The following is a 14,752-nucleotide window of genomic DNA, read 5'->3' as shown; positions in this document are numbered from 1 at the left end:
ATTATAAATATTGAGTTATACAAAAAAATTGCTAATAACCTCATTAAAGGAGGACTTGAATTTGTCTAAATCCTATCGTGTAGCTATTTTGGGTGCGACTGGTGCTGTTGGCACAGAGTTGCTGGAATTATTGGAAAACCGGAATTTTCCCCTGGCGGATTTAAAATTGCTGGCATCAGCAAGGAGTGCAGGGAAAACGCTCCAATTTAAAGGAGAAAATCTCCCTATTGAGTCAGTTAGCGATCGCTCCTTTGAGAACGTTGATATAGTGCTGGCTAGTGCTGGTGGTGGGACATCCAAAACCTGGGCTGGTATAGCTATCGAAAAAGGCGCAGTTGTAATTGATAACTCCAGCGCCTTCAGGATGAACCAAGAAGTTCCCCTGGTAGTACCAGAGGTGAATCCTCAAGACGCAGCTAGTCATAGAGGTATGATTGCTAATCCCAACTGCACAACAATTTTAATGACCTTGGCAGTATGGCCATTGCATAAAATAAAACCAGTAAAACGGATTGTTGCTGCCACCTATCAATCTGCCAGTGGTGCTGGTGCTAAAGCAATGGAGGAAGTCAAAACCCAAACCAGTGCTATATTACAAGGACAGCCCGCAATTGCTGAGGTATTACCTTATCCGTTGGCCTTTAACTTATTTCCCCATAACTCCCCAATGACCGATGTAGGATATTGTGAGGAAGAATTAAAAATGGTCAACGAAACCCGCAAAATATTTGGTAGTCAAGAAATCAGAATTACTGCCACTTGTGTACGGGTTCCCGTACTTCGCGCCCATTCAGAAGCGATTAACCTGGAATTCGAGACACCTTTTAGTCCAGATGAAGCTAGAAAAATTTTAAGTCAAGCTCCTGGAGTCAAATTGGTAGAAGATTGGCAAGCAAATTATTTCCCTATGCCAATAGAAGCTAGTGGTCAGGATGAAGTTTTAGTAGGAAGAATTCGCCAAGATATTTCTCATCCTTGTGGTTTGGAATTATGGCTTTGTGGTGATCAAATCCGTAAAGGTGCAGCCTTAAATGCAGTGCAAATTGCTGAACTATTAATAGAAAAAAATTGGTTAAGTCATTAGTCATGAGTTTTTGACAACTGACCGCTAACAGACAACTGACAAATCAGGAGTGAAAAGAGGGTGGGAGATTTTGGCACAATTGTAACTGCTATGATTACGCCGTTTAAGGCAGATGGCAGTGTTAACTATGATGTAGCAGCCAAATTAGCAGCACATCTGGTTGACAACGGTACAGACACATTAGTCGTGTGTGGGACAACAGGTGAATCCCCTACGCTAACTTGGGATGAAGAATACCAGTTGTTTGTGGAGGTATTGCAGGCTGTAGAAGGTAAAGCCAAAGTAATTGCCGGATGTGGTTCTAATTCCACCACAGAAGCGATCGCCGCAACCCAAAAAGCAGCTAAAATAGGAGTACATGGTTCTTTACAAGTTGTTCCCTATTACAACAAACCGCCCCAAGCGGGATTATATCAGCACTTTGGGGCGATCGCTCAAGCCTGTCCCGACTTACCGATGTTGTTATACAATGTCCCCGGCCGTACTGGTCAAAACCTAAGTCCAGAAACAGTTGTGCGATTAGCGCAAATCGACAACATTGTGGGAATTAAAGAAGCCAGTGGGAATTTAGACCAGGCTAGTGAAATCCGCCGCTTGACACCAAAAGAATTTCAGATTTACGCTGGAGATGACTCTTTAACATTGCCTCTGTTAGCAATTGGGTCTAAAGGTGTGGTAAGTGTGGCTTCTCATCTGGTAGGCAATCAATTAAAACAGATGATCAAGTCCTTTCATGAGGGCAGCATAGAAATAGCCACCGAGATTCACTTACAACTTTTCCCATTGTTTAAAGCTTTATTTTTAACAACAAATCCCATTCCTGTTAAACAAGCATTAAAACTTCAAGGTTGGGAGGTCGGTTCAGTTCGTTCACCTTTATGGGAAGCTGACGCAGAAATATGTCAAAAGATAGAGGACGTACTGAACAAACTTAGTTTAATCTAAGCGCCAATATTTTGGACGCTGGCTAATTGCTAGTTGCCAGAGATATCTATAAATAATTGGTAAGACTTGTTACTAAGTTGTAATTTAAACATCTGTGTTAAAACTGAGCGATATAAGCATCATTCAGTGAAAATTCCCTTTTATTTATTCAAGCAAAAATTTGGATATTCTAAATTCAAAATTGTCTGCTTTTACACTGACTTAAATAGACATTCTTAGTTGTCTTTCATACAAGAACCCTAACTATCAATTTATTAACAACTCACAATCTCAAGGAGAAAATGGCTAAAAACGAACTTGACTCCACCCTCAAAATTATTCCCTTGGGTGGCTTGCATGAAATTGGTAAGAATACCTGTGTTTTCGAGTACGAAGACGAGATCATCCTGTTAGATGCCGGTTTGGCTTTTCCCACAGAGGCAATGCACGGTGTAAATATTGTCCTACCTGATACAACTTATCTCCGGGAAAATCGCCACAAAATTAAAGGGATGATTGTTACACATGGTCATGAAGATCATATTGGTGGGATTGCTTTTCACCTCAAACAATTTGACATCCCGGTAATTTATGGACCCAGACTAGCCATGGCCATGCTAGAGGGTAAATTAGAAGAAGCAGGAGTGCGCGATCGCACCGAATTAAGAAGCGTTCTTCCTCGTGATGTAGTCCGCATTGGTAACGCCTTTTTTGTCGAATACATCCGCAACACCCACTCCATTGCTGATAGTTTTACCGTTGCTATTCATACACCATTAGGTGTAGTTATCCATACAGGCGACTTTAAAATTGACCATACCCCGGTTGATGGCGAAAAGTTTGACCTGCAAAGGTTAGCAGAACATGGCGAAAAAGGCGTACTGTGTCTATTAAGTGATTCTACAAACGCAGAAGTGCCTGGTTTTACACCATCAGAACGTTCTGTTTTCCCTAATCTTGACCGAGTATTTTCTCAAGCTACTGGTCGCTTATTTGTCACCACCTTTGCTTCCAGCGTGCATCGTATCAACATGATTTTGCAACTGGCTAGGAAACACAACCGTGTAGTCACAGTTGTAGGGCGTTCGATGCTGAATTTAATTGCCCACGCTCGGAATTTAGGTTATATCAAGTGCGAAGATAATCTATTTCAACCCTTGCATACTGTTCGTGGTATGCCAGATGAAAACGTGCTAATTCTGACTACTGGCTCTCAGGGTGAAACAATGGCAGCCATGACCAGAATTGCTAATAAAGAACACCCCCACATTAAAATTCGGGAAGGTGACACAGTTGTATTCTCTGCTAACCCCATTCCAGGAAATACAATTGCGGTGGTTAACACCATCGACAAATTGATGATGCAAGGGGCAAAAGTAGTCTATGGACGGGATAAAGGTATTCACGTTTCTGGACACGGCTGTCAAGAAGAACAAAAGCTGATGATTGCTTTAACTCGTCCTAAATTCTTTGTGCCTTTCCACGGTGAACATCGGATGTTAGTGAAGCACGCAGAAACGGCTCAGAGTATGGGTATCCCTGTTGAAAATATGATTATTATTCAGAATGGGGATGTGATAGAACTAACAGAAGAATCCATCCGTGTTGCTGGTAAAGTGTCATCAGGAATTGAACTGGTGGATACTACTAGTTCGGGAATGGTGAGTGCAAAAGTCTTGCAAGAACGTCAACGCATGGCTTCTGAAGGACTTGTTACCATTGCTGCTGCTATTGATTGGAATGGTAAACTGTTGGCGAAACCAGAAATTCATATGCAAGGTGTGGTGACAAGTATTGAGCGATCGCTTCTACTAAAATGGGTACAACAACGGATTGAGGAAATTCTTACCGTGCGTTGGTCAGAATTTGTAACGGGAAATGAAGCAAATGATATTGATTGGGGTGGTTTGCAAGTCATGTTAGAAAAAGAATTGCAGCGTTCTCTTCGTCGAGAGTTGCAATGTCAACCATCTTTAACTTTGTTGATGCAAGTCCCTGATGAACCACCTGCATCGGTAAAAGTTGCTGCTGATGGTAGAAGAAGACGGACTCGTCCCACAGCACAAGTAGCATCATAGGGAATATAGGGAATTCTAAATAGGGTGTATTAGCACCAGCTAACGCACCCTAAAACCCCAACATTATTGATTCAGCTAGGGTAAAAATTAATCCTAGCTAATCAAAGTGCCAGAAGTTGGCAAACCTTGTTTTGTTGCTACTTTTTTCTTAAGCATTCTCATACCAAAAAATAGTGGTACGGCTAATGCAACTAATTGGTTGGGAGATAAATCGAAGGGTACAGGTTGAGTAGGAGAAGATATCACCGAACCAGTTGCTAGAAAGGAAGAATTTAAAAGTCCTGTTCCGTAGCTAGTAAGTCCTAAGTTTAATGGAAGGGTAACACCCGCATTATTTGATAAAGCAGATAAAGCAGAGAAAGCAAAAGTATTGCCTCCCTTTTGAGCAGTAAAGCCGGAGAGAGTTGCTAGTGTTATATTAGCTTCGGTAAAGTTTACTGTTGATCCACCATATTTAGAACCAGTTACATTGACGTTAACTGCGCTGTAAGTGCTAATACCATCAAAATCAAACGAACCAGTTGCAGTACCGTTATCTTGAAATCTGACATTATCAAATGTCCATATCAGAGCTTGAGCGGGAGAAGTTACAGCTACAGCAGAAATAGCACTGGCAGCAATACTACCAATTAATACATTAAGACTCAGCTTGCATTTCACGTAATTTTCCTTTATTCATCTGTGATACATTTTATACCAATCATCCATTTTTTTTTAATATCAAATTCTTCTTTACTTCATGAATTAAGGGTATTTGAAGAGAGAGGATTAGGCAAAAATTTGGATAAATGGTGTAACTATATGTGATTAATATAACTATATTATTCAAGGAATTAACAATGATGTTTTTACCTAATAAACTGTGTATAAAAAACTGACTTGTTCGATTTTTAACCGTATAACCCACATTCCGCACCCTAAGCTGTGACAGAGAGAAATTACGGAGAGAAAAAATTAAAGTGAGTATAAACATAAACACAAGGACTGAAAAAAGGCATTTGAGAAACAGTAAAGTACCAAAAATGGCATCAAAACCTATTCTCAATAAGAAGCAATAAGAATGAACACCACCCAAAGGGCGAAACAGATAAACAAATGAAGAAATTCAAGAGACCAATCATAAGTTAGACTAATCAATTAAAGTAAAAAACTAAATTATAGACATAGTAAAATCGAGCTATAAATCAAAGAGATTAGCTCATTGTCACTCGTATAAATTAAATTGATAGAGATAATAATTAGGTGACTAATTGATAGTAACGTAAACAATCATCTGGTAAAAGACGCAAGATAAAATCTCTGTCCTGATTCCAATTAGAAATATGTTCCTCCTGATTGAGTGTAACCAAATGAATACACTGAAAGCATTGAAAAATCCAGCGTAAAGTAGGGCGGTCAATCGCTTTACCTAATTGATTTTTAATTGTTGATTTAGAATTGAAGAGAGCATTTCTAATTTGACGTTGAGCCAAAGTATAAACCAGTAGACATAAACCCATAATCATTCCCAGAGACTCTATTCTTTCAGGACTTTTGAGGAAAATACTGTCGGCAAAAAATAATGGGTCTTTGAGAAAACCAAACCCCCTCTCACATGATTGTTGAGCTTTATATTCACTGAGCATGGAATCATGGCTTAGTTCCTTTGAATCTAAAACATTCGTAGCAATAATAAAACGTCCTGCACTCAGCAATTCTGTATTAATTTTACTGTCATCCTGGGAGACTGTAGCTGATATTTGGTAAGATATTGCTTGTGGAGAATCTTTTGTCTTAGATTTAATTTGAATAACCTTGCTTTCGTTAATTTGGTGATATTTGAATTGTTTTGATAATTTTGATAATGCCTTGATAGCATCTGCTTCACAAGCAAATTCTTCTTGTGATAACTTTTTCAACTCTTGTACAGCTTTTGATTCTGCCTTGATAACTTTTTGGGTGAGTTTACGCAGGTCTGATTCTCTTCTCTCTTGACTTTGCACCACTAGCCATCTTTGTTCTATTCCGGCATAATTTTCGGTTTTTGATGCTAATTTATATCCTGGTATTCTACTATCAATAAATTCTGATTCTGGTATTGTTGAGATTAATGATTTTGCTGCTTTTATGCTTAATGGTACTCTACATAACCAACGTAACTCTGACATCATTTTCAGGTTTGATTCTGTATATAAAGCCGAGTCAGCCACGATGAGACTATTAACTTCTAATTGTTTTTGATATTCTACTGCTATGTGACCAAAGCATGATGAATCTGCTTGGTTTCCTGATGCTAGTTTTAAAAAGATTGGTATGTCTCCATCTCCTAAACATATCATTTCTATGATGAATTGTTTTAAGTCTGGTCGGTGGTCACGGGAATAACCGTAGGTGATGGTTATTTCTTTTGGTGATTTTACTGCTAATTGTTCTAATTCTTGATTATTTCCTACTTTTTGACTCTCAAATATTACTTCTGGTAAGCTGGTGTTATATTGCCCATGTACGTGCATTGATGATGAGTCTAGATGTGATGTTGATAGTGATACTCCAAATTTTTGGGCTGCTTTTACTGCGATGATAAAAAAGATTGTATCTAATCCTTTGATAAACAGTTTATCCATGACTCTCCCCAGTTTATCGTCGTTGAGATATTCTGGTTTTACTCCTGCTCCTATTAGATGTTCACAGGCTATTGTTTCAAAATATTCAGGAAACATATATAACGGTTTCGATACAAATCCTAACCCGTTTATTATCATGGCTTTTACTACTTGACCTGCACTTACTTTCTCTTCTTTTTCGACTCCTATTATTTCGTTGATTATTTCTACTATTCCGATTGAGTCTATTATTCCTGCTACTATCCCTAGATGGTCTATGTTCTGAATTTCTATTTCTTGAGGTTTTAATTTCACAACAGTTTCCTCTAATATTTCTGTTGTAATTATTTCTTATTTGGTTATCAATTTATTTTTTTCTTTTGTTTTTGTTAGCAAGTTTCACTTTCTCACACCACGCCCCTTTTAATGCTATATATTCCTATTAAGCCTCTTAACCTTTGATTTATCTTTAGTTATTGTGTACTACTTTGGTGGCTTTTTTTATCTGTGACAGTTGAGGGTGCGGAATGTGGGGTATAAAGCTTGAGAATTTACAAGGATGCGCGATAAGGCTAATTTTTTTTATACAAACTTAGGCTTCCTGATGCAGTAATTACTGAACCTATGTTAGGGCTGGCTGATAGCGGAGCGTGGCGTAAGCCATATAAAGCTAAAACTTAGATAAATCAAGAGTTGGAAGGTTAAAAAGGTGAATCAGGCGCAAGGAATAAGCGTTGAAACTACCAAAAATCTATCACTGGATCTGATTCAAGACTATTCTTCTCTTCTTCTAATTCTTACTCCTGACTCCTGCTGTATGATGGTTTTGGCATCAATAGCCAGCCATGCTTCCTACAAAGTTAGGACTCCCAAGGCTATCGGCTATCAACCACCCAGAACCGACTAAGGCCATGGTGGGGCGGTTCATTCGTAAACTGGGAATGTAACCCGGTGTAACCTCAAGTAAGTTAGCCCTAATACATGACAAATAGCAACTTGCAGCATAATCACTGCCTAAGAAATTAGATAAACAGTAATTATTGTTATTTAGTATACATATAACCCTAAGATATATTAAGTTTTGTAACGGTTACAGCTAAACCCGTCCAAAGGTAGAGGTCTTCATTAGAATTTAAAGTGTGTCAAGTTATCAAAAAGATTAACTGACTAGAGTACCTATTTTTAGGAAATTGGGTTTAACTTGACGTAGTAATACACAGGTTCTGACTTTAAGTGGCTACTCACACTTTTTACAAAATTTCCGTCAGAATACTATTCTTCCAGTTTAGATAATTGTCATATTGTATATTCATCAGTCAGGTGAATACCCTCATAAAAAGAGAGGAGCAACCATGAAGGTATTTGAAAGTACCACTAAAAAGATTTTTTTCGCAAGCTGGGTATCGCTCCATCAAGCAGAGACCAAAAAGGCTGATGTCTCCCAGTTACAAGTTTCTCATTCTCAGTCTGGTTGGAATTTCCTTCGTCCTTTGCGAAATTGGTTGGATAACTTAAAAGTAGGCGATCGCCAATTTGCCCATCGGTTATGTAAATACATTCCGGCTCAATGTCCTTTTGAACGTGATGTCAAAGTTTTCGGTAAAACCCTGTTTCACATTCCCCCTATGTGTAAACTAAACCCTCTTTATGAAGAAGTAGTAGGTTTAAGATTTCGCGCACTGTGTTATTTAGCCGATGAATGCGGCGAGGATATTTCACAGTATTGCTGAATTAAAGTAATAAGTAAAAAATAAAGAGTCCAGAGTTAAACACTTTTTCCGTTCACTCTGGACTTTTTAGTGGGTGTAGGGGGAGAAATGCCCAATGACTAATTCTTAATTTTTGTTACTTGCCATTTTTGAATGGCATCTTGAGCATCTTCGTAAGCGGGGGTGATCTGTGGAACTAAAGCAGCAGTTTCAATGGCTGCGGTGAGTTCTCCTTGCGCGGCACGATTTTTAGCCAGGTCTAAAATTTGTTCACTCCATTGATAGATAGATTTTTGGGCGATTTCAAAGCCTGGTTGTCCTGGTGGTACTTTTTTAGCTACTTCGATCGCACGATTGTAAGTAGAGGCTTGTCCAGGTCGAATCAAAGCATTTGCAGCGTCTAAGAGAGTTTGATTACTCAGATATTGCTTGGCTTCTAATCGCCATTTTTCAATTGCTGCGAGGGCTTGAGGATAAAGTAACTCGTCTTTAGTAATTAACCCAGCAGTGGCGATCGCATTGCCGTATTCTCTCTGTTGAGCGCGGTCTGTAGCTAAATCTAAAATCATTTGATTCCAAATCTGAATATTCTCCTGTGCTTGTGGATAAAGCGGTTGGTTGGGGTTAATTTTTTTAGCCGATGCGATCGCTAACCTCAAATCACCAGGTTCTGTTTCCCTCAGAGACATTTTCTTTAACTCCGAAAGTGCTTGGCTACGCTTTTGGGAATCAGAAATAGAACTCATGGGAGCGGCCATTGGTTTTATTGTTTCCACAGCCGCAGGAACAGGAGGCAAGCTTTGGGAAAATTCAGAATTAGAAGTAGTGTTATTAACCGCTGGTGATAACTTTTTAAAGCGAAACTTGGCTTGATTACGGAGAAGAAAAGTAGTAATTAAAGCAACTATAATCATGCTGCCTCCTCCCCATAATATAAATTGTTTCCAAATGGGGGTATTGTCCTGAGTTGAAGGCCGAGCATAATCTTTAGCAGCAGCAGGAATAAACCTGCCCCCTGAGTTTAATTCTGGGGAAGTGGCCAGAATTTGATTAGTATCACCAGATGGTGTAGTAACGGATTGACCTGAAGTTTTGGAGTTGTCAATATTTGAGGGAGTTTTATTGAGGGTAGTTTCTGCCGTTTTATTTTCCGCCCACCAAGCTTTATCTGTAGTGGAATTTGTAGAGTCTTTATATGCTAAGGATGGAGCAGTTAGAGGGACAGCAAAGTTTTCTTCAGAAAAAATCAGTTGCGCTGTTTCAGCTTCATTATCTAATGTCAAAATGGGCAAAATAGCTGGCGGACTGTTGGGAATAACAGTTACAGGATTTTGGATCGGTCGCCAGTGGTGGTGACAAAGTTCTGGAGTCAGGGAACTTACATAGCTTTCTAAATCTGTTAAACTGCCACCTTGTCCAGAACGTAAAGCTTCTAATAAGGCTGCTGTAAAGAATCCGTGACCTAGTTCAGTGCTTTCATGAGAAAATTCTTCTGGTTGACAAGAAAGCATGAGAGCCATTTGTAATTCTTTGGCAATGTCAATAATTTCTTGACCAACGGGAGCATCTGCTTGTGTGCCAAAAGCGCGGTTGATATCGAAAATCAGCAATGCATTGAGTTCGGCAACTTGGAGACTTTGCATAACTTGGCGCACTTCTATGCCAGTTTCTGCTACCAAATTGGGATTACCATCTGCTGGCATTAAGTAATCTTTATCATTATGGTTGACTCCATATCCACTGAAGAAAAACCATAAATAGTCTTCTGGTTGCCAAGATGTTGCTGCTAATTCCTCCAATACAGACAGAATATTGTCTTTCGTTGGGTAAGAGGTTTTTTCTCCTATTGGTGGCGAAGTATTTGTCATGAGTAGGCAGTTTTGGGGCAAAAAACCTACTTCTGTCACCAAAAATTCCTTTAGTGCCTCAGCATCAGTTTGAGCGCAACTTAAAGGTTGAAATAATTCATATTGATTGATGCCAATAGCGATCGCCCAGTAATTTACCATCCCGCTCTTTGTCGGTTTTTGTTTGCTTGTCTAAAGTAGTGCTTATAACGTTAAGATAGCGGAAAATACTTGCATTCGATTAAAATGATGAGTCATCATTTAGGAGGGCTACAAGTTTATGAACAGGATTTACACCGCTTCACCATCATCAATCATCCCCTTTTCATTTATTGGCCAATTTGGCAGGAAAATCCGGATCATTCAGGCTGGAGTTTGGCTGTTGTTGGCGTTTCCTCTATGGTTGGCTACGGAAGCGATCGCACCACAAATTGTGCAAGCTTACACTGCTAGAGTTGATTTAGCCATTGACTCCCTACCACAAGAAAACTATGAAACGGTTTTGAGAAGAGCCGAAGCAGTCGCCAGAACTGCGGCACAACGTAGTTTTGACCAGGATATTTTAGTCACAGAAGTTTCTATCATGATCACCGTACAAAATCATGGCAGAATTGCCCCAGTTTTAACTTTAGATGTGAGTCGTTTGCAATGGAAAAAAATACCAGATCCCCAACGTTGGGCGACTTATTTCAAAACAGCGCGATCGCTACTATTATTTGAACCACAAACCATACTCCCTGATCCTGAGCCAATTACAGCAAAACCTCCAGCCACAACCACACCTCCCAGCGTTAACGTTCCCGGAGTGCAACCACCAGACCTACCACCAAAAGAGAACCGATAATTGGGCATTCATTGGGCATACAAACATCTCCAATGGTATGCCTATTAACTGTGTGGAAAAATTTTCAGTTGATTCCTGAATCAAATTTTATTGCTGATGTCAATTGATGGCTTAGAATAAAAAGGTTGTCAAGAATCACGATATCCGCTATCATGGCTGTTCCCAAGAAGAAAACATCCAAATCCAAACGAGACAAACGCCGCGCTACCTGGAGACATAAGGCTGCTGTTGAAGCTCAAAAAGCTATCTCTCTCGGCAAATCCATTTTGTCTGGACGTTCTAGATTTGTCTATCCAGCTGCTGAAGTTGAAGAAGAAGAGTCATAATCTCTCCATCAGGAAAAGCACAACCCGCGCAGTGATGGGAGTGCTTTTTCGGTGCTTTTCTCATCGCATAAACTACAAGCTGCTAGACGCTGCGCGTTATAGCTGATGTTTCCAGGAGGTAATTGATGAAATTTTTTCAGAAACCAAGTCAAGAAGAAAGTGGACGAGTTCCTCCTGGCCAACATTTAGCTAAAGGTTTTCCTGTCTTAACTTACGGTGAAGATCCCAAAGTTAGTATTGAAGCATGGGAGTTTCGCGTTTGGGGTTTAGCAAAACCTACTGTATTTAAATGGTCAGATTTTTTAGCACTACCTCAACACGAATTTACAGCTGATTTCCATTGTGTCACCCGTTGGTCAAAACTTGATGTGAAATGGACTGGGGTGAAGGTGACAGATTTTATGAGTTTGCTGGAAATAGATTCTAAAGCGGCTCATATTATGGAACATTGTTATGGTGGGTACACCACAAATATTGATTTACAAGACTTTGTAAAAGCAGAAAATTTCTTTGCTATTTCACTCTTTGGAGAACCATTACCAATAGAACATGGTGGACCCATGCGGCTAGTTGTTCCCCACCTTTATGCTTGGAAAAGTGCTAAATGGATTAATGGTTTAGAGTTTTTAGAACATGAAGAATTAGGTTTTTGGGAACGGAATGGTTATCACCGTCGCGGTGAACCTTGGGCTGAGGAAAGATATAGTAATTAAGTATCTGTTTAGGCTGGGTGTACCACATCAGACACCCTGTTTCAAACACCAATGATTTTCCTTAACAGAGATAGTTTACCTTTGTACGGGGCATAACGCCAATTAATATCGAGACGGAAAGTGTTTTTCAAAACACTTTTGTAATGGGAAAAGGTGTCGAAACTAGCTTTACCATGATAGCTACCAATCCCACTATCACCAACTCCACCAAATGGTAATGAAGAAACTGCAACTTGCATTACTGTGTCATTTATACACACACCACCTGATGAAGTTGCTTGTAGAATTCTTTGTTGTAGGTTTTTATTATCTGAAAATATATATAAGGCTAAAGGTTTAGGTTTGGAGTTAATTAAACTAATAGCTTCATCAATGTCTGTATACTCAATTATTGGCAAAATTGGCCCAAAAATTTCCTCTTCCATGACAGCATCTGCTAAGGAAATATGATCAAGTAATGTGGGAGCAATATAAAGTTCTTCGGGATTGGTTTCTCCACCAACAATAATTTCACCACATTCAAGGAATTTGGCTAATCTATCAAAGTGTTTTTTACTGATAATTCTGCCAAAATCAGGACTGGTTGCTGGGTTGTCTCCATAAAATTCTTGCAGACATTTTTTTAAACCATTGACTAAATCTGGTTTAATTTTTTTATTAACTAATAGATAATCAGGTGCAATACAAGTTTGTCCAGCGTTGATAAATTTACCCCATGTAATGCGTTTGATGGTATGTTCAAGATTGATTTCTGTATCGACTATACAAGGACTTTTACCACCTAATTCTAATGTTACTGGAGTCAGATGTTTGGCGGCTGCTTCCATGACGATTTTACCGATGGCTGTACCACCTGTAAAGAAGATATGATCAAATTTTTCTGCTAGTAATTCTTGGCTGGTTTCTACTCCTCCTTCTAAAACTGTAATGTATTCTGATGGAAAATATTTACTAATGAGTTGAGAGGCTAAATTTGAGGTGTGGGGTGCAAGTTCTGAAGGTTTGATAATGGAACAATTACCAGCTGCGATCGCACCGATTAAGGGAGATATAATTAGCTGAAATGGATAGTTCCATGGTCCAATAATTAAAACTACTCCTAGCGGTTCAGGATAAATTTTGGCTGAGTAAGGAAATAAATCCCAAGACACTTCTGCTTTTTGCGGTTTAGTCCAGTTACTAATATTTTTAATGGCATAATTTATTTCTTTAATATAAGCTATTTCTGTGGCGTAACTTTCAAATACTGGCTTGTTTAAATCTGCGGCTAAGGCTTGAATGATGGCTTCTTTATTTTCAATGATTAGCTGTTTTAGTTTTTTAAGTTGTGTTAATCGAAAGCCTACATCTTTAGTTGTGCCATTTCTAAAAAATTCACGTTGTTTATTGATAATTTCTATGTGATTTGTTGATGGAAGAGTAATCATATTTTGAACCTAAAAGTATGAGGATTTTGGAATTATATAGTAGCATGGTTTATTTCTAATTAAGAATTAGTTTTTGGTAATAAGGGCAAATGAACTATAAAAATACTGCCTTTACCTAATTCAGAATTAATGCTAATTTTACCTTGATGTGCTTCGACAATACGACGTGATAAATATAGTCCTAAGCCACTACCAGAATGGTTGTGAACTCCTTGATGAAATCGTTCAAATAAAGTTGATTGTTCTTCTGGTGGAATACCTGGACCGGTATCTTCTATTTCAATGATCAAATGATGGTTAACATTAGTTGGGTAGTTGAGACGCAGAGTGATTGAACCGGAATTTGTAAATTTGATGGCGTTACCAATGAGGTTGGTAAATAGACGATGTAATTCTAAGCGATCGCCTATAATCGTTTTGGTGTTTAAATCATCAACAAAATCCAGATTGATAGCTAGTGATTTTTCTTGGGCTAGGGGGTTTAATTCTCCAGATATTTCTTGAAGTAATTGGCTAATATTCACTGGTTGAAATGTCAGAGTTTTCCGTCCTGCTTCAAAACGATAAACTTCTAATAATGTATTTACCATAGATAGCAGGTTAGTATTACTACGTCCCATGATGCTAATCACTTCCTGCATTTGTGGTGATAATTTTCCTAAAGCACCTTGCTGTAATAGCGTCAACATCCGATCTGCGGCTACTAATGGAGTGCGTAAGTCATGGGTAAGACGAGAGACAAAATCTTGACGTTGAAGGGCAATTTCGTCACGTTCATCTATACTATATTTGAGTCGGAGGAGCGATCGCACTCTGGCTAATAATTCATCCACAGTTACGGGTTTGCGGATAAAGTCATCAGCACCTAAGTCTAATCCTTGGGCTACGTTAGGTGTATCGTGAGCAGTGATCAATAAAATGGGTATGTATTGCTGTAAATTCAGTTCGTTACGAATGTGTCTGGTGACTTCATAGCCATCCATTTCTGGCATCATTAAATCAAGTAATACCAGATCATAGGCAGAAGTTTGTAGTTGTTCTAATGCTGAAACACCATTTTCCGCAGTGCTAATTTTGTATCCTTCTCCCTCCAATATAGTTTTAACGAGAAAAATATTATCAAGAGAGTCGTCTACAACTAGGATTTTGCCGATGCGGGGAGTTTTTGAGATCATAGACTTGAAGGAGTATATGAAAAGATATTAGCAGGATTAAAAA

At 38.9% G+C, this 14,752-nt stretch carries 12 protein-coding genes and 1 pseudogene; 7 read left to right on the top strand and 6 right to left on the bottom strand.

Going from position 1 to position 14,752, the window contains the following annotated elements; genetic code table 11:
* Positions 1-61 precede the first annotated feature (61 nt).
* The 3 genes from ACLLO5_RS06135 to ACLLO5_RS06125 all read left to right on the top strand — a co-directional run bounded on the left by ACLLO5_RS06135 (position 62) and on the right by ACLLO5_RS06125 (position 4,086).
* Positions 62-1,084, top strand: coding sequence for an aspartate-semialdehyde dehydrogenase (locus ACLLO5_RS06135; RefSeq protein ID WP_413174599.1), 1,023 nt, complete (start codon positions 62-64; stop codon positions 1,082-1,084).
* 60 nt (positions 1,085-1,144) lie between these two features.
* Entirely contained in the window at positions 1,145-2,029 is an 885-nt protein-coding gene (dapA, locus tag ACLLO5_RS06130; protein ID WP_413174598.1) for a 4-hydroxy-tetrahydrodipicolinate synthase, read from the top strand.
* Positions 2,030-2,310: 281 nt separating this feature from the next.
* Complete coding sequence (locus ACLLO5_RS06125) at positions 2,311-4,086, top strand: ribonuclease J (protein ID WP_413174597.1); 1,776 nt, start codon at positions 2,311-2,313, stop codon at positions 4,084-4,086.
* Positions 4,087-4,179: 93 nt separating this feature from the next.
* On the opposite strand, the gene ACLLO5_RS06120 is transcribed toward ACLLO5_RS06125, so the two are convergent.
* The 3 genes and pseudogenes from ACLLO5_RS06120 to ACLLO5_RS06110 all read right to left on the bottom strand — a co-directional run bounded on the left by ACLLO5_RS06120 (position 4,180) and on the right by ACLLO5_RS06110 (position 6,983).
* The gene (locus tag ACLLO5_RS06120; protein WP_413174596.1) at positions 4,180-4,746 is read right to left on the bottom strand and encodes a hypothetical protein; all 567 of its coding nucleotides are present in this window, start codon (positions 4,744-4,746) and stop codon (positions 4,180-4,182) included.
* Between the two features lie 241 nt (positions 4,747-4,987).
* Positions 4,988-5,191: pseudogene (locus ACLLO5_RS06115) on the bottom strand (C4-dicarboxylate ABC transporter); the annotation flags it as partial.
* A 133-nt stretch (positions 5,192-5,324) separates the two neighbouring features.
* Entirely contained in the window at positions 5,325-6,983 is a 1,659-nt protein-coding gene (locus ACLLO5_RS06110) for an IS1634 family transposase (protein ID WP_413174595.1), read from the bottom strand.
* Between the two features lie 1,037 nt (positions 6,984-8,020).
* On the opposite strand from ACLLO5_RS06110, the gene ACLLO5_RS06105 reads away from it, so the two are divergent.
* Positions 8,021-8,398: a Mo-dependent nitrogenase C-terminal domain-containing protein gene (locus ACLLO5_RS06105; RefSeq protein ID WP_413174594.1), complete on the top strand. Its 378-nt coding sequence runs from the start codon at positions 8,021-8,023 to the stop codon at positions 8,396-8,398.
* Positions 8,399-8,496: 98 nt separating this feature from the next.
* Here ACLLO5_RS06105 and ACLLO5_RS06100 read toward each other — a convergent pair whose 3' ends face one another.
* The gene (locus ACLLO5_RS06100; protein ID WP_413174593.1) at positions 8,497-10,386 is read right to left on the bottom strand and encodes a caspase family protein; all 1,890 of its coding nucleotides are present in this window, start codon (positions 10,384-10,386) and stop codon (positions 8,497-8,499) included.
* 118 nt (positions 10,387-10,504) lie between these two features.
* Between ACLLO5_RS06100 and ACLLO5_RS06095 the strand changes: the two genes are divergently transcribed.
* The 3 genes from ACLLO5_RS06095 (at position 10,505) to ACLLO5_RS06085 (ending at position 12,107) form a co-directional block, all read left to right on the top strand.
* Entirely contained in the window at positions 10,505-11,068 is a 564-nt protein-coding gene (locus ACLLO5_RS06095; RefSeq protein ID WP_413174591.1) for a hypothetical protein, read from the top strand.
* A gap of 152 nt (positions 11,069-11,220) precedes the next feature.
* Positions 11,221-11,394 (top strand): 50S ribosomal protein L32, encoded by a 174-nt coding sequence (gene rpmF / locus ACLLO5_RS06090; RefSeq protein ID WP_413174590.1) that lies wholly within the window; start codon positions 11,221-11,223, stop codon positions 11,392-11,394.
* 125 nt (positions 11,395-11,519) lie between these two features.
* Entirely contained in the window at positions 11,520-12,107 is a 588-nt protein-coding gene (locus ACLLO5_RS06085; protein WP_413174589.1) for a sulfite oxidase-like oxidoreductase, read from the top strand.
* A gap of 41 nt (positions 12,108-12,148) precedes the next feature.
* On the opposite strand, the gene ACLLO5_RS06080 is transcribed toward ACLLO5_RS06085, so the two are convergent.
* Both ACLLO5_RS06080 and ACLLO5_RS06075 read right to left on the bottom strand, forming a co-directional pair.
* On the bottom strand, positions 12,149-13,534 hold the full coding sequence (locus ACLLO5_RS06080) for an aldehyde dehydrogenase (RefSeq protein WP_413174588.1): 1,386 nt from the start codon (positions 13,532-13,534) through the stop codon (positions 12,149-12,151).
* 59 nt (positions 13,535-13,593) lie between these two features.
* Positions 13,594-14,709, bottom strand: coding sequence for an ATP-binding protein (locus ACLLO5_RS06075; protein ID WP_413174587.1), 1,116 nt, complete (start codon positions 14,707-14,709; stop codon positions 13,594-13,596).
* Positions 14,710-14,752 lie beyond the last annotated feature (43 nt).

Origin of the sequence: Anabaena azotica SJ-1 (genome assembly GCF_047275885.1) — a bacterium.
GTDB classification, from domain to species: Bacteria; Cyanobacteriota; Cyanobacteriia; order Cyanobacteriales; family Nostocaceae; genus Trichormus_B; species Trichormus_B azotica_A.
Note: the sequence above shows the minus strand (reverse complement) of the source record. Positions and strands in the feature narration are given on the sequence as shown.